A 19,915-nucleotide genomic window follows, 5' to 3' on the forward strand; every position below is an offset into this window, starting at 1 on the left:
CTATGAAACCACAAACTCAACCAAGAGAGTTCTTTTTGGACTCGATCCGAGCCTACCTCATGTTGCTCGGTATTCCATTCCATATATCGTTGATTTATTCCAGCCATATCTGGGCGGTAAATAGCGTGACGCCGTCCGATGGTCTGACAATATTCAACGATACTATCCATGCCTTCCGTATGCAGGTTTTCTTTGTCATTTCAGGCTATTTCTCGTACATGCTGTACGAACGCTACGAGCGTCAGAAGTGGCTAAAAGTCCGGCTTGAGCGTGTGGCAATCCCGCTGGCGGCGGCCTTCCCGCTGATCACCATCCCGCAGCTGTTCTTCCTGGCCAATTTTACCGACAAGTTCTCCAACTGGAGTTCGATGGACTTCTACCAGAAACTCAATATTACCGTCTGGGAACTTGTCTCGCATTTATGGTTCCTGTTAACGCTGGTTATATTAACCAGTATTTCTTTCTATTTATTCCGTGCATTAAAAGAAAATAAGAAAAGTCGGATTTTAAATATTATTCGCGATGCAGATTCGCTCGGAAAAATCTCAATATTATTTTTATTTTTCGGATTAATTTACGCTGCATTTAACCGCACCCTGTATCTTTTTGCTCCACAGCTGTTGGGTAATGGTGCATTTAATTTTATTGTCATGCAGACTTTGTTTTATCTGCCGTTCTTCTTTATTGGTGCCTGTACCTATAAATTCGCCAATCTGAAGAGCATGTTCCTGAAGCCATCGGTGCCGGGTTGTATCATTTGTATCCTGTTGTTTGCGGCCTACATGATAAACCAGCACGTCAATACGCCTGAGCTGTACTCGATGGAGCTGGACGCGATCATCACCAGCCTGCTGGGTATCCTGATGGTGAACGTGGTGTTCTCGTTCAGCCACTATGTGCTGAACTTCCAGTCGCCGTTTGTGACCTATCTGGTGAATGCGTCGCTGTTTGTTTACCTGATTCACCACCCGTTGACCTTGATTTACGGCGCCTTTATTACGCCACTGATCAAAAGCGACTGGGTCGGTTTCTGGCTGGGTCTGGTGTTTGTTTTCGGTATTGCCTTCTTCCTTTATGAGGTGCATAAACGCATCCCTCTGCTGCGCTTCCTGTTCTCAGGTAAATGGCAGTTTATGAAGAAAGAAGAAAATGAGGCTCCGGCAGCGAACAGCCGCCAGCAGCAGAACTAGGTAGGATAAGTCGTAGGCCTCTGCGTGACGTGACCGGTTGAGCCGTCACGCAGAGGAAATTAGGGCGATAAATGTATTAATGGCTTTCAGTATCAATCGTCGGTACGACCGACATCCCCACCCTCAAACGTGATAAATCCTTCTGATTTTTCTCCAGTAAAATCTTCACCGCCAGTCGCTGCGTCACCTTGGTGTAGTTACCGGTGGCGTTATCTGGCGTGATCGGCGAGAAGGTCACGCCAGTCGCTGGCGCAATGCTGTCCACCCTGCCCCTCAGCGTCACGCCAGGTAAAGCATCAACCTTGATACTGACCGCCTGATGCGGCTGCACATGTGCCAGCTGCGTTTCGAGATAGTTTGCCACAACGTAAGCTTTATCGACCGGCACCAGCGCCAGTACACGCGTTCCCGCGCTAACGTAAGCTCCGACACGCAGTGAACGCACACCCACTTGACCATCAATCGGCGCTTTGATTTCGGTATAAGACAGGTTCAACTTCGCCTGCTGAAGCGCGGTGGTTGCAGAGTCGATGGCGGCGCTGGCTTCGGCCTGCTCGGCTTTCAACACCTCGAGCTGCTTCTCTGCGGCCTGCACGGCGGCAACATCACTCTGCTGCGATGCCAGCTTTTGACGATAATTCGCATCGGAATCATCACGTTGGTCCAGCGAGGTTGAGCCGTTAAGCGACAGACGCTTGTAGCGTTCGGCGCTTTGACGGGCATAAACCAGTCCTGCCGCATCGGCAGCTACCACGGCGCGCGCCTGGTCAATAGTCGGTCGCTGTTTGGCAGTCTGCGCCACCAGACTCTGCATTTGTGCCTGTGCGGTTTCGAGTGAGGCCTGGGCGGTTTGTACCGCATTTACGTAGTCGCGGTCATCGATTTTAGCCAGCAGCTGCCCGGCCTTGACCTGCTGGTTATCTTCGACCAGAACATCCTGAATGGTGCCGGAAATACGCGGCGCGACTAGCGTCGAGTCGGCAGAAATCACCGCGTCATCGGTCGTTGGCGAGGTTTCGCCCGCAAGCAGATACCAGCCTACAACGAAAAGCAGGAGGATAATGACGGCAACGGCCAGCCAGATGGGACGAAATGAGGATGTCTTGGACATAATACTGTTCTCTCGATTGTTCTTATTAATAGTCTGTGTCAGGAAACCGGCGTGGCTCAATCGGCTTTTTTCACCAGCGACTGCGGCGGGTAGGCGCGTTTGGGCAGTAGAACCGTCAGCAAAGCTAGTGCGATCGCGACGCCGATAATCATCAAATAGCTGTCGGACAGCCCCAACACCGTGGCCTGTCTTTTAACCAGCGATGAAAAGGCGCTGAGTGCTTCTGTCGATACCGCTGAACCCTCGGGATTCAGCGGGGCGAGATAGGTGCCATCGCCGTCGTAAGGCTGAGAAAGTAGCGCACTGACGCTGCCCGCGTGATTGAGCAATACGTTGGAGTGGAACTGTTCACGCTGGCTGGAAAATTCCCCGACCACTGCCGTGCCGAGAACGCTACCCAGCCCGCGGACGGTATTAAACATCGCCGATGCAAAAGGCCCTTCAGGCGGCTGCACCACGCCGGTCGCGCCCATCAGTACCGGCAAGATGGCCATCGGCTGGCCGAAAGACTGCATGATTTGCAGCCAATAGAAATTCTCTCTAGCCCAGCTTTCGGTGAGATGACTGCCGCCGTAGCAGGAGACGCCGATAAGACCGAGACCGCCGAGCAAGATATAGCGGCTGTCTATCCAGCGGAAATTCAGCACCGTTGCCACGAGCGGCGCTAACAGTAGCTGCGGCAGGCCAATGGTCAACGACAGCGGGCCAACCTGAACGGCGCGAAATCCCTGCACGCTTTCCATATAGCTTGAGGGTAACGCCGAACCGGAAAGCACCAACGTCATCAGCCCGCCGAGGGTCAACAAACCGTGGCTGAGGTTGTGCCTCTTTAGCATCTGCAGTTTAAACAGCGGCAGCGGATGCGACCATTCATTGACGAAAAATACGCTAAGCAGGCCGACCGAAGACAGCAGCATCACCACAATCAGCGGCGAACTCAGCCAGTCGAGCCGCTCGCCCTGCTGTAAGACCAGTACCAGCAGCGCGATACCGCTGCTGCCCGTGAGCATGCCGACCACGTCCATCTGTTTGAAGCGTTCGAAGCGGGAGGGATCCTGCGGAATACCGTAGCTCACCATGCTCGCAGCAAGAAGACACGGCGGGATCACCTGCCAGAACACCCACTGCCAACCGACCACGTCGGTCCAATATGCCGCCAGCGTTGTCGCGATATTCGGCCCAAAGGTTGCGGTCAAGGCATAGGCGCTGAGGCCATATAATTTGATGCCCGGAGGCAGAAAACGCAGTGCGGCGGTCATCAGCAGCGGCGGAAGCGCGCCGCCAAAGATGCCCTGCACGATGCGTAAGGCAATAAACACCGAGATATTCGGCGAGTACGGCAGTACGGCGGCCACCAGCGAAAAACCGATCGCGACGCCGATGGCAAAACGGCGCAGCGAGAAGGTCATCGCGAACCAGGGTGCCAGCATCATGGCGGCGACTTCGGCGGCCTGATAGGCACCGATCGCCCAGGATCCGGGATCGCTGCTGATATTAAGCGCACCGCGCACGTCGGCCAGCGCAATGTCTGACACGCGATCGTTGAGGCCTGAAAAAAGTGAGGCGATGAGAATACCGATCAACCCAATCACCAGCCTAAGCGTAAAAGGCTGCGGGGGAGGCGGAGCAGGTATGGCAGGGCTGACCTGGGTCGTTTGCTGAATCATAAATGTGCTCTTATTATAATGATGCAATGCACCGCTATACGGTACACCGAGCCGATACTATAATACGGTGCAGTGTATTGCAATGTGGTGGGTGATTGTTTTTCGCACCGCCTGACATTACATTGGGCGGGTGTTAATAAGATAAGGAAGGAAATAATCATGGATAAATCAATGCTATGAATACTGAATACTCGGTCGAGGAAGAGCGCAGCGGCGGAATACAGGTCATCTCGCGCGCGGCGGCCATTCTTAACGCATTGGGAAGTCACCCCGCAGGACTCAGCCTCGGGGCTATCGCCAATGAGGTCCAGCTGCCACGCTCGACGGTACAGCGCATTGTTGCCGCTTTGGGTGAAGAAGGGATCGTGCGCACTGAGGGTGCAGGTGGCGTAAGATTAGGCCCGATGCTGCTGCGTCTGGTTTCCACTATCCATACCGACGTGGTCGCGATCGCCTCGCCCTACCTGCAGCAGCTTTGCAATGAAACCGAGGAAACCGTCGCTCTGGGTCGCGCCAGCGGCAGACAAATTGCCAACATTCACTACATCGTCGCCGAACGCGAGCTGCGCGTGGTGCCAAAATTTGGCTTAAACTTGCCGATTTATAGCACCTCGGCCGGCCGCGCCCTGCTCTCGCTAAAGAGCGACCTGGAAATTCGCCAGCTGGTCGGTGAGACGCTGGAACCGGCGACGGAAAATACCGTCAAGGATATCGATGCGCTGATGCAGAAAGTGGCCCAGGTGCGCGCCACCGGCATCTCGATGGAAAGTGGCGAAACGGTGCTCGGGATCTCCACCTTAGCCATCGCCATCGACACCATTCTTGGACATTATTCTATCTCGGTACTGATGCCGACAGAGAGGCATGCCGCTAAGCTCGAGAGCGTACAGCAGGCCGTGCTGCGCTGCAAAGAGGCTCTGATTGGAGAGATTGGCAAACTGGGCATCGGCAAATAGCCGGCGCATTTCTTCATCTCGCACAAAAGGAAGACTGTATGTTTGATGTCATTCTCGTTGCCGTCGACGGTTCTACACAAACGCCACAGGTGATTAAATTAGCGAGTCAAATCGCACGTTACGGTAAACCGGACGTGTATGTCACCTGCTGTATCGACGAGTCTTACGCCTTGGCTAATCAACATGAACAGCCGGGGGACATTCTCGAATATCCTGCTGCGGCGGCCGAGCAGGATAGCGCGACGGCAGTGGTTGAAAATGCGCTGCGCCAGTTGGCGGAAGCCGGTATTACGGCGCGCGGTAATCTGGTCGTTGGCTCGGCGGGAGAAACGCTGGTCTCTGAGGCAAAAAGCAAAAAGGCGTCGGTTATCGTGATGGGCCATCGCCAGCTTACGGCGTTCGGCAGGATCTTAAAGGGATCGGTCAGCGCAGAAGTGGTTGCCAATGCGCACTGCCCAGTTTTAGTCGAGGTTCGCGGAAATTAAGTGAAAGGATGCAGAAACTAAAAAGTACAGAATTGACGTTGGGGATGCTTTCGCATAGCCAGCGCCAACCCTGTACTCAAAATCTTTTACTCGTTAATCAATCGGACTTTACTTCGTTACCACGCTTGGGTCGCTACTGACTGATTACCAACGACCAGGGGGTGGACCATCATGCCAGTGACCCGGCGGTGGACCTTCATGCCAGCGGCCTGGAGGTGGACCCTCGTGCCAGCGTGGCGGACCTTCACGCCAGTAATAGCGCGGTGGCGGTGGCGGCGCCTCATAATAAACCCAATGGCCACGGTCATAGCGGTGATGATCCCACCAGCCCGGCGGACGCCAACCGCCCCCGTCCCAGTAGTAACCGCGTGGATCGCGGTCACCGATGTTAAGCGATAAACCAGGGGTGTTAATCCCAATCGAAACATTTGCATGTGCTACGGCGGGTATGCCTGAAAGGGCTGACAACGCCGCGAGCACTAATAATATTTTTTTCATGTCTAACTCCAGGATCTGTCCGATCTGATGCTGCTAAGTTAACCCTGGCTATCTTGCTGTTCTATAGGAATTTATCCCATTTACTCACGCCTCACGATTTCCTCACAGTTGCGTCAAATCGCTTACAATTGTTGCGGATTCGTAAGGCCATGGCGGAAAACATAAATTTTTCTGCCAGGCGAAAAAGGCGTCGATTTGCTGTTCGAATCATGGTTGAAAGCTGCGCATAAAAAAATGCTTGCGATGTGGCAGTTCTGCGTTTCAGAAACAAAAAAACCGCCGAAGCGGTTCCTTTTAACAATATTCAGTCGGTGCAAACGGGTGCTGACTTAGATTTTGCAGCCTTCGCAGTCTGCTTCATCTTCCAGAATTTCCGGTAAGGCAGACGCTTTTTCAGCCGCTTTCTCTTCGGCAGTTTCCAACGCAGCATCTATATCGAAATCAAAAATATCGTCACTCATGTTTTTCACCTTGTCGTCGCGCACTGCGTGTTTTGATAATTTCACTGCCTCGCCCTACGATAAAGCAGGCAGTCAGCGTTGAAAGAGTATAAACGACAGCGGACCGCAGATACCATTAATCTGTGCTGTGCCCCGCCCGTCTGTGCAAGCTTCCAGCATTTGAATTTGCGTCTCCCCACTCTAGCGCTCATAGTTAAGGGGTGCCAAAACTAAGGAGAAACACATGACAAGTTCAAACATTAAAGCTTGGGCCAACGTGCGTGAAACCTCTCACGAGATTGCTGAAGCTATTTTCGAACTGGCAGATAACGATGAAGTTCTGGCCCAGAAAATCTGGGAAGAAGGCAACGATGAAGTGCTACCGGTCGCTTTCGCCAAAACCAAAGAGGATTACTTGTTCTGGGGCGAAGAAAAGATAGATCGTAAAAACGTCTAATCAGGACGTGTGCCCTGGAGCGATTCCAGGGCTCAGCTGTCGAAACCAAATCCCATCTGATGCGCCCACTCGAAAACCTGCTCTTTGTAAACAAAGCGCGGCTCGCACACGCCCGGCTGACCCGGCGTCTGGATCATTACGGCAATACAGGGATAGGCGACAGGACGCGCATCAAAGATAAAATCCTCAATCTCCTGGTCAGCAAATTCCGAGGACTCACCCACTGCGGTGACCTGGAAGATTTCATGCATGATCCAGTTTCGGTATTCAAATTCATTATTCAGAAATTTCATTTCTCGCTCCTGAAACAACGTATTCACGTTAGCGCTTAAACGTGCAGACTCTCATCGCCACCACAGCATGAACACACTTCAACGCGGGAGACGTCCATGCTGGCCTCACCGTCACAGTCCCACTCCACGCGCAGCGGCTGACCGTTATCATCAGTGGCATGAATAAATCGGTCATACCAGACGGCTTGGCCCTGCATATTTTCTACCAGAATGAGCTTATCACCGGCATAAATTCGTGCCGTTGCCTGAGCATCCTGCTTTTCGCCCGCAACATATTTATGTAAGTGATGAATTGAGAGTTTGATACGTTCCACGGCGGCTCCTGTACTGAGGCAGCAAAGTCAATTTATCATTTCTTTGCGCATGATATAACCATCAGTTTATCAGAGCCGCCAGTGAAGAGTCATAGCGGGAACAAATGTTGTTGCACTTTTACAAAGCGATTTGTGCGGTATGCGTGAAATCTGGCGATGTTTGATATCGGCGTGCCAGGTCATACACATCATAAAAATCAATTGCGCCTTTGTGCTGCACGATGGATTGAACGTGTGATTTAAAACGACCATCGACTGCACTGCTGTTGAGCAGCGTATTAACCGCATCGGAAGAGATTTCGCGGCTAAAGAACCATTCGCCGTTGTAACAGACGCGCAAATCCAATACCCCAATGTCTTCGTAGCGATAGGTGGGCTTGATTTCCAGCAGCAGCATAGCCGCCATAAAGATTAAAAACGCGGTAAAACCGGCAAACCAGCCGAGTCCCATATAGGGCGACGCGTACATCACAATACCAACGGCAATGTAGCCGACAAACATCGCCAGACACAGCCATGGGTGATTGATGAAGAACTCACTGTTGATTCTCGGCTTGCCATCTCGACCTTCGGCACGGTTAATGCGTTCGATCTCACTATTCAGAATACTTTTAACGACATCCATTGATAACCTCACTACAGTCAGGACTATACTGCAATTTGATAGCAAGATTTTAACATGGCAACTGTTATAGCAAGTAGAGCAGTTCATCGAAAATTTCTCGCCATCTGTTATACATCCGACACTTCCTGACCAACGGAAAGCGTTCGGAATCAAGGAGAATACGCAGTTATCACTTAACTCACTGAAGATGAGGAATGCACCGTGGCATTTATGATTCTGGAAAAACCTGCAAAATTCGTTGCCAGTTACCGCGTTACCGGCCCCTATGAAATCAGCATCAAAAAGGGATTCGACGCGTTGACCCCGTGGGCAAAACAGCATGAGCTCATGGAAGGAGAATGGTTGACGGTATTTTGGGACAATCCGAACATCACCGCGCCCGAGGCCTGTCGCGCCGATCCTTCGGTCAGCGTCAAAGAAGGTTTTCAGCTCGATAACGAGAGTCAGGGCATTGCGCTTCAAACCCTACCCGCAGGGACTTACGCGGCGTTTCATACCACCATTGATGACGACAACTTTGCTCAGGCGTGGACCGACTTTTTCAACGTTCATATCGCCAACAGCGGCTATCGTCCCGACGGTAAAGCCTGCTACGAGCAATACCTCAACGACGGTACAAAGACGGGCATGTTTGAAGTGGTGCTCTATCAGTCAGTCGAGAAGATTGCCGTAATACGCTAAGCGGCAGAGGGGTGAGTAATTCGGGCGTCTCGTATTGCAGCCGCCCAAAGAGTTTCTATAAGCTGGATTAAATTGCTAATAGTAAAGTTGGATATCTGACTCGCGGCAATAATCGATATAGGACTGCTGCGGCGCGCTGTCGGTTACCAGCGTGTTGAATTTGCTCAACGGCGCGATAGCCGCAGGACGCACCTGACCGAACTTACTGCTGTCGACCACCAGTATTTTTTCACGCGAGCGCTGCATCGCCTGATGCTTTACCAAGAGCTCATCGAAATTAAAACAGCTGACGCCATATTCGATGCTGATACCCGCCGCAGAAATAAAGGCCTTGTCCGGTAAGGTGTTATCCAGTTCGCTGCTGCTCTTACCGAAGGGAATGAAGATGCTGTTGCTGGGCCGATACATGCCGCCACACATCATGACCTCACAGTTAGGCTTATCCTGCAGCGCTAAAAACGTGTTAAACGAATAGCAAATTGCGCTAAACACCCGTTCATCAGGGATCTGCTCAATGATATATGGCGTGGTTGTCCCGCAGTCGAAAAACACCACGTCATCATCATTGATAAGCATTGCCGCCTGTTTCCCCAACCGCTGTTTCTCTGCCACCTGCCGCATTTTTTGTTCGCTGACGAAGTAGTGTGTCGCCGGACTGTTTTTAGGATCGATAACAATGTATCCCCCGAGCAATATGAGTGGCGACACGCTGTCACCCAAGTCTCGCCGCACGGTCATCTCCGAGACATCAAGCAGGAGGGCGGCATCTTTAAGGTGGATTTTGTCAGTTTTTTTTAACGCCACCAGCAACCTTTGTAGCCGGTCTTCTCGCTTATTTTCCATTATCAACTCTCGGGGAGACAAAAAATCAGAACCTGAAATCAGTGATACCGTTCCGTGTTAAACCAATAATATCATTGAATTTGCAGGAGGGTCAGCCTGCCTCCAAATACCACGCCAGTATCAATATAATACTGATTGGCAAATTGCTGTAGATTCTCCACCGGCGTATGGCCAAAGAAAAAGCTTTCCGCACCGGTAATTGGCTTCACGTGACCGGCGTTAGAATCGGCAATTCGCTGGCGACTCCACACGACCTCGTTGGCATCTACCGGCTGACCATACTCATAACGATTTAACGGATAATCAGCGTGGGCAATCACCATCAGGCCATTGTTGCTTTGAATTTCAATGATATGGGGCAATGTGTCGGCCAGCGCAATCAGTTCACGAGCGATCGACTCTTTGGCTGAATCGAGCTTGTAAAACCAGTCGCCGCCGTTCTTCAACCAGCGTGGCACGTTGAGCCCCTTAAGGGCATCTATCGCCATTTGTTCATGATTGCCACGCACAGAGGCAAACCAGGGTTGTTCAATCAATGACAGGCAGCTAATGCTATGCTCGCCGCGATCGATTAAGTCACCAACGGAAACCAGTAAGTCCTCATGTTTCTGGAAATGCTGGGCCGACAGGGCGCGATTCAATTGTTGCAGGCAGCCATGGACGTCACCCACCACAAATATACGCCGATATTTTGACCCATCAATTTGCTTGTATTGCGCAAAATCAGACATTTTTGCCCCATTTTTACGGCAGCCTCGACCCCATTTTGCTCAGTCTTTTACTGCACTCATTTTATAACGTTAAAAGTAAACGATGTTTTACGAAGAATTTTGACAAACATTCCTTAGCACGTTATCAATATTACTATGAAAAATGAAAACCGACCTGTGGCACGAATTATTATCACCTTGATTATCGGGGTGGGATAACGGCTGCACATTTGTCGCATTCAATCCACCCGACGGGTGGGGAGAAAACTCACCGGCGGGACAATCAACCACGGTAGAGGAAGGCAAAATCATGGAAAAAGTCATCAACCCGGCACGGCTTTATTTATTGTGCGGAAAGATAGGGTCAGGGAAATCTACGCTGGCGCACCAACTGGCAGAACGCCATAATGCGCTGCTGATTTCTGAAGATGACTGGCTATCGACGCTGTTCGCAGGGCGGCAAAATACCCTCGAACAGTACATCGAAAACTCCGCTCGTCTGCGTCAAGTCCTGCAATCGCACATTGAAAACTTACTCGGCAAAGGCGTGAACGTGGTGCTCGATTTCCCGCTTAATACCCCAACATTGCGCGCCTGGGGGAAAAGTATTGCCGAAAATGCCGACAGAGAACACCAACTCCACTTTCCCAATGTTCCAGATGATGTTTGCCTCCAGCGCCTAAAACTGCGCAATGAATCAGGCTCACACGCCTTTCAAACCACTGAACAACAATACTTTCTTATCTCGAGTTACTTCGTACCGCCTCATGAACAGGAAGGCTTAAAGGTGATCGAGTACGTATAAAATTGGGCTTAAATCAAAATTGGTAGCCTTTTACTCAATTAGCGCTAAGGGCTTGACCGCTTTTTGCGCTATACTGCTTGCTGGCCCAAATAAAACCGGAGGTTTTATGAGTTCCACCGCTGTTCACACTCCTGACGAGTGTCCATTATGCCAAAGTACAATCAAGACCAAGACTTCACTTAATCTGACCGAAAAAGTGCTCAACGTCACCTGCACCAGCTGTGGTCGTTACAGTATTTTCCGTAAGACAGTGCAAGAGATTTCCATTGACCGAAGCAAGCGCGTTGCCCTGCAGGCCTTCTTCTCAAGTCAGCCAAATTATCATTTGCCCCTTTCTCTCAAGGCTATTGATAATCCGGAACCAGCGGGTGATTTCTAACCCTATAACTGCCCTTCGGGGCTGTTTTATCCTCCTTTGTCACACTCTTCCACATTTTCATTTCCCCCATTGCCTTGACAAAATTGCGATCTGACTCACATATTTTAACTGTGAGTTCGCGACATCCTGTGGCCTTCGGTCCGGGCTGCCTGCGTTCAAAAAGCCTTCCTCGGCAATGATTTAACCAAAGCACAGGAGCGCGCCATGAAGATAATAAGTCCCCGACAATTCTCTCGCAGAGACTTCTGTCAGCTTCTGTTAGTGGCTTCTGCCCTACCGCTGACGGGGTATGCACAAGACAGACGGCCGAACATCAATATCCGTTCACTGCTGCTAAATAAAACGGTGAACGGCGTACCTAACGACCGTCTCCCCCTGCTGATTTACCAGCAGGCTGTCCCCAAAGGGACTAACAATACGGATGCATACCTCACCGATCTTTTTTCCCGTAACGGTTGGCCAGTACAGTGGCGTTACCAGATATTCACTTTCACCCACTATCATTCCAATACCCATGAACTGCTGGGCGTCAGCAGCGGCAATGCAACCGTGCAGCTGGGCGGCGAGACCGGCCCTACGGCGACGCTGCAAAAAGGCGATGTTATTCTGATCCCCGCAGGCGTGGGCCATAAGCAGCTCTCGGCAAGTGCAGACTTTGAGGTGCTTGGCGCGTATCCACAGGGACTGAGTCCTGATCTGTATCACGACGATATACACAAATTGCCAGAGGCACGGCGCAATATTTCACAGGTCGCGATACCCGTGACCGACCCGGTAACGGGTTCCCAAGGAGGGTTCAAACAGCTTTGGCAGCAAACCTAGCCCATAGCCAGATATTAAAAAGCACAAATGGAATCGATACCATTCACTGTCGCGACGGAAGATTAAGGATAAAATCATGTTTTTAAGGGGAATATCAGACAAGTTTCACCGACTAGGACGCCTCGCTTTTGCCGTGCCCTTATTGGCGGCGTTCGCCATTATCGCTGCCCCCACCGCCCTGGCAGCCGCAACGCCGGTGCATAAAATCGGTATTATTGGCGCGGGTCAAATGGGCTCGACGCTTGGCAAGCTGTGGGTCAATGCCGGTTATCAGGTAATGTTTGCCTCACGCCATCCGGATGAACTCAAGCCGCTGGCGGCCTCTTTGGGGCACGATACGCAGGTTGGAACAGTGCAACAGGCCACACAGTTTGGTGACGTGGTAGTGATGGCGGTGCCCTACGGCGCCCTGCCAGGCCTTGGGAAAACCCTCGGAGGCGCATTGAAAAATAAAATCGTGCTCGATGTCGGCAACCCTTATCCCGGCCGTGACGGCCAAACAGCCGAGACAGCGCTGAAGATAGGCAGTGGACGTGCCACTGCGCAGTTCCTGCCGGGAGCTCAGGTAGTCAGAGCCTTCAACTCGATTGCGGCCAGCACCCTTGCTTCAGATGCCCATCAATCGCCATCGATTGCCGTCCCGCTTGCCGGAGACAGCCAGGCTGCCGTTGACGCCGTATCAGCACTCATAACCCAGGCAGGGTTCGTGCCTGTCGTGACCGGTAATCTCGACAGCGCCAGACTTTTCCAGCCAGGATCCTCGCTATTCCTGCAGGCCCTGAGCGAAAAAGATCTGCGTGCCGAACTGGCTAATGGCCATTCATGAGCCTGAATCCATCGAAAAAGAACGCCTGAAATGACCCAACCTGCCATGATTTCACTGCACCGCAGGATGAGCAAAGTGGTACGCATTCGCCGTGAGGAAATCGCCCCGCTGCTGTGGGGCTGGCTGTATATTTTCTCGCTGCTGGGTGCCTATTACATGATCAGACCCATTCGCGACACGATAAGTACCCTGACCGGCGCTCATTCACTGCCGTGGCTGTTTAGCGCCGTGTTAGTCACTATGCTGTTGTTGCAATGGCCTTACAACAAATTGACGCAATGCCTGCCGCGCGAGCGTTTCATCAGCTATAGCTATCAGTTCTGCGCCGCCATACTGCTGCTGTTTGCCGCACTGTTTACACTACCGGGTGGACTGAACAATCCCTGGGTAGGGCGACTCTTTTTTATATGGGTCTCGGTTTTCAACCTGTTTGCCGTCTCAGTATTCTGGGCATTAATCGTTGATGTCTTTGATACCCGACGCGGCAAACGGCTCTTTGGGCTGCTCGCCGCGGCGGCCACGGTGGGCGCAATTGCTGGCTCCTCGATAACCGCCCTGCTCGCTCGTCATCTTTCAACGTCAATGCTGTTGATACTCTCCGTAGTGCTGATTCAGATTTCGGTCTTCAGCGCGGTAAAACTTTCGCGCAGCGGCCAGCGACTGAAAAAGCCCCCATCGCAAGGCGAGAAAGTGCGGGACACTCTGCAAGGGAAAGGCGCATTGGCCCCGCTGTTCACGGGGATAAGCCAGACAATGCGCTCCCCCTATCTGCTGGGAATTTGCGGATATATCCTGTTTTACTCCATCACCTCGACGCTGCTTTACTTTCAGCAGGCCAGCATCGTCAGGCAGGCATTTAGCGATGAGAGCCAGCGTACGGCGTTTTTCGCCAGCGTTGACCTGACCATCAATGTGCTCACACTTATCTGCCAACTGACCGCCAGCGGCAGAATCATCTCTCGCTTCGGCACGCCCTATACGCTAATGCTGTTGCCGCTGGTCAGTATTATTGGCTTCGCTTGGCTAGGATGGGCGCCCTCTCTCGCCGTTTTAGTGGGGTTCACTATTCTACGTCGGGCAATAAACTTCGCGCTTTCCAGACCGAGCCGCGAAATCCTCTTCACCGTGGTCAGCAAAGAGGAGAAATATCACGCCAAAGTATTTATCGACACGCTGGTGTATCGCGCCGGCGACCAAATGGGCGCATGGTCCTATCAGGCAATCAGTCTTCTGGGCTTGGCGCTCGGCCCACTGACGTTATTTAGCGTCGCGCTGGCCTGCGGCTGGGCGGCACTCAGCTTTGCATTAGGTAAAAATCAGGAAAAAATCAGTCGCCATCGTGCCTGAAAAGACACTCGGCGTGGCATAGTGTTTGGCAGAATTACCTGCTGTTTGGCTATAAACTTTATTTTAATAATTACTGAATAAGTTTTGCGCAAAATGCGGATAAATATCTGCAAGCATTGGAATAGCAGCGAGAAGCGATTAATCTTATCAGATTAAAGATATCAGTGAATTCCGCTATTTTTTTACATCTTGAAATCTTATTCCGAATTTAAATCCGGTGATAAAAACTTAGCATGATGAGGTTTTTTTAACGGGTAATGGTAATTATGGAATTTGCACACGCTTCGTCTTTATCGAATCAGCCAGCGGCCATGACGGCCCCTGAACTGATCACCAGGATAGACGCCCTGCCCTCATCACCGGGACTGTGGCGCTTTATAATATTATTAGCCATTGGTGGTTTTTTTGAGCTTTACGATCTATTCCAAACGGCTTATATCAGCCCGGGGTTAATTGCCGAAGGCATTTTTCACACCGGCAGTGCGGGCGTGTTTGGTATTTCCGATCAGGCCGCGTTCGCTTCCTCGACTTTCCTTGGCCTGTTTATAGGCACCAGCCTGCTCAGCCCTTTGGCCGACAAGTTTGGCCGTCGCCTGACCTTTATGTTTGCCCTGCTGTGGTACAGCTTTTTTACCCTGCTTATTGTGTTCCAGCATCAGGCTGAGTGGATCATTTTTCTGCGCTTTCTGGTCGGTGTCGGTCTGGGTATAGAGCTTGTCACCATCGACACCTATCTGGTAGAGATGGTCCCGACACGCCTGCGCAGTAAGGCCTTCGCATTCTCTTTCTTTATCCAGTTCATGTCGGTTCCCGTCGTCGCACTCATCTCATGGTGGTTCGTTCCCCACATGTGGTTTGGCCTGACGGGCTGGCGCTACGTATTGCTGGTCAGCGTGGTGTTTTCATTGTTTATCTGGATTGTACGCAAAAAACTGCCTGAATCGCCGCGTTGGCTGATGCAGCAGGGTCAGGCGGACAAAGCGCAGGAAGTGCTTGAGAATCTTGAAAAACAGTGCGGAATGGGCAAAGTCGAGCGCGTCACCCATCTGGTTACGTTACAGGATGAAGCCCAGTTTGAACGCCGCGGCAGGTTCCGTGAAATTTGGACGCCTCAGTTCCGGTCACGCACTATCATGCTGATGATTTTCAATATATTTCAGGCTATCGGCTTCTTCGGCTTCGGCAACTGGCTTCCCGCTCTCCTCACCGGGCAAGGCAGCAGCTTCACCCATAGCCTGTCATATTCGATTATTATCACCCTTGGATTCCCGCTGGGATGTCTGATTTCTGCGCTGTATGCCGACAAGTTCGAAATAAAATGGCAGGTGGTTGCAGGCGCATTGGGCGTGGTTATTTTTGGAGCACTGTTTGGTTTTCAGCGTAGCCCGTTGGGCATGATTCTTTGCGGATTCATGGTTAGCTATTGCAATGCCTGGATGACCTACAGCTTCCACTCTTACCAGACCGAGATTTTCCCGACACGCATTCGAGTGACGGCCGTCGGTTTCTGTTACTCCTTCAGCCGCCTCTCGACGGTGTTCAGCAGCATTATTATCGGTCTATTTTTGCAATACACCGGCAATATTGGCGTACTGGCTTTTATCGTCGCGAGCATGGCGATAGTGGTATTGGTGATTTCAGTGCTGGGTCCTAAAACCAAGGACATTGAGCTCGAAAACATCTGATAGGGCTTTAGCGCTGCGGGCCGTTTATTCGGCAAGGCCCGCAGCAGCGTCTTTCGCATGGATCAGGCGGGTAGCGTCGGCCAACGCTCGGAGGAATAAAGCCACATACGTATATTAAAGAGATAAAACAGTGGCATAAACAGATGCATATCCGTGCGGCACACCGGCTCAAGCTTGAGCAGCAGCAGGTTGAGTTCCGTCAGCAGCGACTGCGGCGGCGCAGCATAAATGTTCTTCAGACGTTGCTTGATATAGTTATTAATCTCAAACAGCAGCGCATCGGTATCGATACCGTTACTGCGTAACAACTCTTCGTGTCGGGCGTAGAAGTCGAATACGCTCACCCCCAACCAGATCTCGGTAATCAAATTGCCGCCCAGCGCCACGTTGGGAATAGGATCAACTTTAATGCGCGGCAAAATAATATTGACCTTGTCTAGCATCCCCGCCACGTATTGCTGACGGCCAAGCAGTGAAGATTTGTTCATCTTGACGGCCTGCGTAAACTGCAACAGATCTTTGATACCCTTACGCAATGCGCGCTTGGCGGTCCATGACGGTCGCTTGTTACGAATAATCGCGGTGACCAGCACTGCAATCAGAATCCCCACCACCGTCGAAATCGCCGAGTTGATGATGGAGAGCGGGTCGGGCCTGAAGTCATGACTCATGCCCATAAAGCTCGGGATTTGTGTCGCGATGATCAGGCCAAAGATATTGCTCGCGGGCTTGGCAATCACCATGCCCAACGCCAGCAGTCCCGGCGCAAGGCAGATAACCAGCGCTTCAAAGCTCGTCGCCCAAGGAATAAGCACCAGCGTATAAATCAGGCTAGCGGCGATGGCAATAATGACCGCTTTTAGAAACACCTGAAGCGAGGCTATTGGACTATCATGCGCCGCAAAGAAAGAGCAGGCGATAGCCGCCATCACCGGCGCCGTTCCGCCGTGCTTCCATCCCGTGCCTATCCAGAACAGGCAGCAGAGCATAGTCACAATAAAAATAGTCAGCGATGACAGGAAAATCAGCCCCTTGTCGGCGTGTTTCTTAAACAGCGTAAACTTGGCCGGATTTCTTTCATCGTTCAGCGCGTTTACTTTCTCTTTTACCCCCAGATAGGCGTGCGCGATACGGATAAAGTTTTGCAGTCGTTCGACCAGCCCGGTTAACAGCAGCCCTTCCTCGGCGTTCATCTCCCCGCTTGCATAGAGCGCTTTTATTCGCTCCTGCGAGGCAACCATTTCTTCAACCAAAACGTCTGTGCTGCCAAACTGCTCAGGATTGTTCACCCATACTAGGAAATGGCTGAAGGTTTCCGCGATAAAATCAGGGAAGGAAACGCCGTGTTCACTGAGCAGGATCAGCCGTTTTTCAATCGCGGTCAGCGTCGGGATCAGGTAGGACAAATGCTGATATTGCACCGTGACCATGCGAATGAGCGTGCGGGCCGAGTCTCCTTCATAGACACAGTGGGTGATCAACGCTTCGACATTGAGCGGATAGTTCGCCATCTGAATCATAATGTGCTCGTTCTCCAGCGACTTTTCTTTCGACACGCGTGTCAGCATTTCGCTGCAGAGTTTTTTGGCACTTTCGAACCAGTTATTGACGCTTATTTCCAGCAGCGTGCTCATTCGCACCGGGAAAATAATCATGTGAACCAGGGTGCTACAGACGATGGCGACCGTTATCTCCTCAATACGTGAAATCACGGTATAGGTGATTTCCAACGGCGAATCGACGTCAGCAAACCCCATGATTGCCGCGCTGTATCCTGCCAGCATAAACACGTAGCTTTTCGGCGTGCGGTCGTGCAACGAGAGATAGAGGCAGAAGGCAATCCACAGCGATACGCTCACGCTGAACAGCAGGGGATAGAGTACGGTGATTGGATAGATAAAAAAGATAAAAGCTCCGCCCAATAGCGTTCCCATGAGGCGGAACACCGATTTCGAGAGCGTCGAAGCTGAATAAAGCTGTGAGATGATAAAAACGGAGGTAAGTGACCAGGCGGGTTTATCAAGATTAAGTTTTAATGCGATGTATAAAGCCAAAAATGCAGCAATACAGGTTTTTACCGAGAACAAAAAAGCATTTTTTGTTAGCCACTTCATTTCTATTTAAACAAATCACGTAGATTTTAAAGCATTATTTTATACCCCCACGAAACTTGTTATCTTCTTTTGTTTGTAACAAAGATATTCACAATTATGTCTAAATAAAACAAAAAATCAGCATTAACTGACGTTAATAGGCCTTCTGGCGCTAACGTTAATAAAATAGGTATGACTGCAAAGCAAAAAGCCCGTTTAAGATACCTCAAACGGGCTATCCTTTAGCGCGCCCCTTTCATCATCAGGGCAGTGACGGCAGAGAGCAGGCAGCCCGCCAGCAGGTAGACAGCAACGCTGTGCCAGTCGCCGCCCGAAAAGGTGACCAATCCGGCAGCAATCAATGGCGTAAATCCCCCACCCACTACGCTGGCGACCTGATAACCGACGCCTGCACCGCTGTAGCGGTAGCTCGCACCAAACATTTCAGTAAACATCGGCTGCTGTACGCAAACCACCATGTCATGGGCAACATTGGCCAGCATAATCGCGAAGAAGATGATCCAGAAAATTGAGTGTGCTTCCAGCGCCATAAAGAATGGGAAGGCGCTAAAAGCACCGATTAGCGCGCCGGTAATATAAATGCACCGACGGCCAAAGCGGTCAGCCAGCCAGGCAAAGCATGGGATGGTCAGGCAGCTCAGGCCGCCAACTAACAAACCTATATTCAGGAACAGGTCGCGGGGCAAACCCAAATTCTGGGTAGAGTAGCTCAGCGCGAAGGTGGTGACGATATACATTGTCAGCAGTTCACTCAGGCGCAGGGCGATAATTTTTAAAAATGCGCTGGGGTGGCGTATCAATGCCTCCACAACCGGCAAACGCCGTTTAGCCTGTACGGCCGGTTTATGCTGACTCTGCTGTTCAAATTCGGCGGACTCAACGATGCCATTACGTACCCACAGCGCCGCCACCACCAATAACGTGCTGAACAGGAACGGAATACGCCAGCCCCAGCTCAGAAACTGTTCATCGCTGGTGAAATGGCTGATAAGCGAGACCAATCCGGTCGAGAGAAGAAGCCCGACGCCATAGCCAATCTGAACTCCACTGCTATAGAAAGCCTTTTTCTTCTCGGGCACGCTTTCGACTGAAAGCACGGCTGCGCCTCCCCATTCGCCCCCCACGGCAAAGCCTTGTATTGCGCGCAGCGTCACTAATAACACCGGTGCCCACCAACCCATCACGCTAAAGCTCGGCAACAGACCAATCAGTGCAGTGGCCAACCCCATCATCCACACGGTCATCATCAGCATGCGTTTGCGGCCAAGACGGTCGCCAAAATGGCCGAAAATTATCCCACCTAACGGTCGGAACAGAAAACCGACGCCAAAGGTCGCCAACGCGGCAATGGTTCCCATAGCCGGGCTTATCTGCGGGAAAAATTCACGGTTAAACACCAGGGCGGCGGTGATGCCATAGAGCAGAAAGTCATACCAGTCTACAACGGCGCCTGCGAAGCTACCCCAGGCAGCACGACGGGCACGGTTGAGTGAAGACGTCTCCTTACCAGGGGTAATCGAAATGAGGGTGGAGTCCATACTTGTCCTGTTTACACTTATTTTTTATTACGAGTATTGGTCGAGGATGATTTACGTTACGTCCGATATTTTGCGACGGCCCATGAGACTACCCTGACAACAGGTGCGAGGAAACATAAATTTGAGAAA

At 51.5% G+C, this 19,915-nt stretch carries 22 protein-coding genes; 11 read left to right on the forward strand and 11 right to left on the reverse strand.

Annotation, left to right across the window (positions count from 1 at the left end):
• The first annotated feature begins 2 nt into the window (after nucleotides 1-2).
• Entirely contained in the window at nucleotides 3-1,190 is a 1,188-nt protein-coding gene (gene mdoC, locus O1V65_RS11620) for a glucans biosynthesis protein MdoC (RefSeq protein WP_026110707.1), read from the forward strand.
• A 76-nt stretch (nucleotides 1,191-1,266) separates the two neighbouring features.
• Here mdoC and O1V65_RS11625 read toward each other — a convergent pair whose 3' ends face one another.
• A complete protein-coding gene (locus O1V65_RS11625; protein ID WP_165429011.1) occupies nucleotides 1,267-2,301 on the reverse strand; it encodes an HlyD family secretion protein in 1,035 nt (344 codons plus the stop codon).
• Nucleotides 2,302-2,357: 56 nt separating this feature from the next.
• Nucleotides 2,358-3,968, reverse strand: a complete 1,611-nt coding sequence (locus tag O1V65_RS11630; RefSeq protein WP_269129749.1) for an MFS transporter — start codon at nucleotides 3,966-3,968, stop codon at nucleotides 2,358-2,360.
• A gap of 176 nt (nucleotides 3,969-4,144) precedes the next feature.
• On the opposite strand from O1V65_RS11630, the gene O1V65_RS11635 reads away from it, so the two are divergent.
• Both O1V65_RS11635 and O1V65_RS11640 read left to right on the forward strand, forming a co-directional pair.
• Nucleotides 4,145-4,924 carry an IclR family transcriptional regulator gene (locus tag O1V65_RS11635; protein WP_084912415.1) on the forward strand — a complete coding sequence of 260 codons (780 nt, stop codon included), beginning with the start codon at nucleotides 4,145-4,147 and terminating at the stop codon, nucleotides 4,922-4,924.
• A gap of 38 nt (nucleotides 4,925-4,962) precedes the next feature.
• Nucleotides 4,963-5,409 (forward strand): universal stress protein, encoded by a 447-nt coding sequence (locus O1V65_RS11640; RefSeq protein WP_017493144.1) that lies wholly within the window; start codon nucleotides 4,963-4,965, stop codon nucleotides 5,407-5,409.
• Between the two features lie 144 nt (nucleotides 5,410-5,553).
• On the opposite strand, the gene O1V65_RS11645 is transcribed toward O1V65_RS11640, so the two are convergent.
• Both O1V65_RS11645 and O1V65_RS11650 read right to left on the reverse strand, forming a co-directional pair.
• Entirely contained in the window at nucleotides 5,554-5,907 is a 354-nt protein-coding gene (locus O1V65_RS11645) for a DUF2502 domain-containing protein (RefSeq protein WP_017493143.1), read from the reverse strand.
• A gap of 329 nt (nucleotides 5,908-6,236) precedes the next feature.
• Complete coding sequence (locus tag O1V65_RS11650; protein ID WP_158086751.1) at nucleotides 6,237-6,413, reverse strand: hypothetical protein; 177 nt, start codon at nucleotides 6,411-6,413, stop codon at nucleotides 6,237-6,239.
• 178 nt (nucleotides 6,414-6,591) lie between these two features.
• On the opposite strand from O1V65_RS11650, the gene O1V65_RS11655 reads away from it, so the two are divergent.
• Nucleotides 6,592-6,804 (forward strand): YccJ family protein, encoded by a 213-nt coding sequence (locus O1V65_RS11655; protein WP_009637785.1) that lies wholly within the window; start codon nucleotides 6,592-6,594, stop codon nucleotides 6,802-6,804.
• A gap of 32 nt (nucleotides 6,805-6,836) precedes the next feature.
• On the opposite strand, the gene O1V65_RS11660 is transcribed toward O1V65_RS11655, so the two are convergent.
• The 3 genes from O1V65_RS11660 to O1V65_RS11670 all read right to left on the reverse strand — a co-directional run bounded on the left by O1V65_RS11660 (nucleotide 6,837) and on the right by O1V65_RS11670 (nucleotide 8,036).
• Nucleotides 6,837-7,097, reverse strand: coding sequence for a hypothetical protein (locus O1V65_RS11660; protein ID WP_017493141.1), 261 nt, complete (start codon nucleotides 7,095-7,097; stop codon nucleotides 6,837-6,839).
• 35 nt (nucleotides 7,098-7,132) lie between these two features.
• Entirely contained in the window at nucleotides 7,133-7,411 is a 279-nt protein-coding gene (locus O1V65_RS11665) for a hypothetical protein (protein WP_017493140.1), read from the reverse strand.
• A gap of 118 nt (nucleotides 7,412-7,529) precedes the next feature.
• Nucleotides 7,530-8,036: a YlaC family protein gene (locus tag O1V65_RS11670; RefSeq protein ID WP_017493139.1), complete on the reverse strand. Its 507-nt coding sequence runs from the start codon at nucleotides 8,034-8,036 to the stop codon at nucleotides 7,530-7,532.
• A 210-nt stretch (nucleotides 8,037-8,246) separates the two neighbouring features.
• Here O1V65_RS11670 and O1V65_RS11675 point away from each other — a divergent pair, with 210 nt between their 5' ends.
• A complete protein-coding gene (locus tag O1V65_RS11675; RefSeq protein ID WP_240905274.1) occupies nucleotides 8,247-8,717 on the forward strand; it encodes a GyrI-like domain-containing protein in 471 nt (156 codons plus the stop codon).
• A gap of 75 nt (nucleotides 8,718-8,792) precedes the next feature.
• Here O1V65_RS11675 and deoR read toward each other — a convergent pair whose 3' ends face one another.
• On the reverse strand, nucleotides 8,793-9,560 hold the full coding sequence (gene deoR, locus O1V65_RS11680) for a DNA-binding transcriptional repressor DeoR (RefSeq protein ID WP_084912413.1): 768 nt from the start codon (nucleotides 9,558-9,560) through the stop codon (nucleotides 8,793-8,795).
• A 71-nt stretch (nucleotides 9,561-9,631) separates the two neighbouring features.
• Entirely contained in the window at nucleotides 9,632-10,291 is a 660-nt protein-coding gene (locus O1V65_RS11685; protein ID WP_165429006.1) for a metallophosphoesterase, read from the reverse strand.
• 289 nt (nucleotides 10,292-10,580) lie between these two features.
• Between O1V65_RS11685 and O1V65_RS11690 the strand changes: the two genes are divergently transcribed.
• From O1V65_RS11690 to O1V65_RS11715, 6 genes are all read left to right on the forward strand, one after another.
• Nucleotides 10,581-11,075 (forward strand): P-loop nucleotide/nucleoside kinase family protein, encoded by a 495-nt coding sequence (locus tag O1V65_RS11690; protein ID WP_084912411.1) that lies wholly within the window; start codon nucleotides 10,581-10,583, stop codon nucleotides 11,073-11,075.
• Between the two features lie 106 nt (nucleotides 11,076-11,181).
• Nucleotides 11,182-11,454, forward strand: coding sequence for a hypothetical protein (locus tag O1V65_RS11695; protein WP_017494437.1), 273 nt, complete (start codon nucleotides 11,182-11,184; stop codon nucleotides 11,452-11,454).
• Between the two features lie 204 nt (nucleotides 11,455-11,658).
• On the forward strand, nucleotides 11,659-12,276 hold the full coding sequence (locus O1V65_RS11700; RefSeq protein ID WP_165429004.1) for a cupin domain-containing protein: 618 nt from the start codon (nucleotides 11,659-11,661) through the stop codon (nucleotides 12,274-12,276).
• A 76-nt stretch (nucleotides 12,277-12,352) separates the two neighbouring features.
• Nucleotides 12,353-13,102 (forward strand): NADPH-dependent F420 reductase, encoded by a 750-nt coding sequence (locus O1V65_RS11705; RefSeq protein ID WP_017490456.1) that lies wholly within the window; start codon nucleotides 12,353-12,355, stop codon nucleotides 13,100-13,102.
• Nucleotides 13,103-13,132: 30 nt separating this feature from the next.
• On the forward strand, nucleotides 13,133-14,449 hold the full coding sequence (locus tag O1V65_RS11710) for an NTP/NDP exchange transporter (RefSeq protein ID WP_084912409.1): 1,317 nt from the start codon (nucleotides 13,133-13,135) through the stop codon (nucleotides 14,447-14,449).
• A 257-nt stretch (nucleotides 14,450-14,706) separates the two neighbouring features.
• Nucleotides 14,707-16,134, forward strand: coding sequence for an MFS transporter (locus tag O1V65_RS11715; protein WP_017490458.1), 1,428 nt, complete (start codon nucleotides 14,707-14,709; stop codon nucleotides 16,132-16,134).
• Nucleotides 16,135-16,196: 62 nt separating this feature from the next.
• Here O1V65_RS11715 and O1V65_RS11720 read toward each other — a convergent pair whose 3' ends face one another.
• Both O1V65_RS11720 and shiA read right to left on the reverse strand, forming a co-directional pair.
• On the reverse strand, nucleotides 16,197-18,248 hold the full coding sequence (locus tag O1V65_RS11720; protein ID WP_227952752.1) for an FUSC family protein: 2,052 nt from the start codon (nucleotides 18,246-18,248) through the stop codon (nucleotides 16,197-16,199).
• Between the two features lie 221 nt (nucleotides 18,249-18,469).
• Complete coding sequence (gene shiA, locus O1V65_RS11725; protein WP_269129750.1) at nucleotides 18,470-19,786, reverse strand: shikimate transporter; 1,317 nt, start codon at nucleotides 19,784-19,786, stop codon at nucleotides 18,470-18,472.
• Nucleotides 19,787-19,915: the final 129 nt, after the last annotated feature.

Origin of the sequence: Rouxiella badensis (assembly GCF_026967515.2) — a bacterium.
Classification (GTDB): Bacteria; Pseudomonadota; Gammaproteobacteria; order Enterobacterales; family Enterobacteriaceae; genus Rouxiella; species Rouxiella badensis.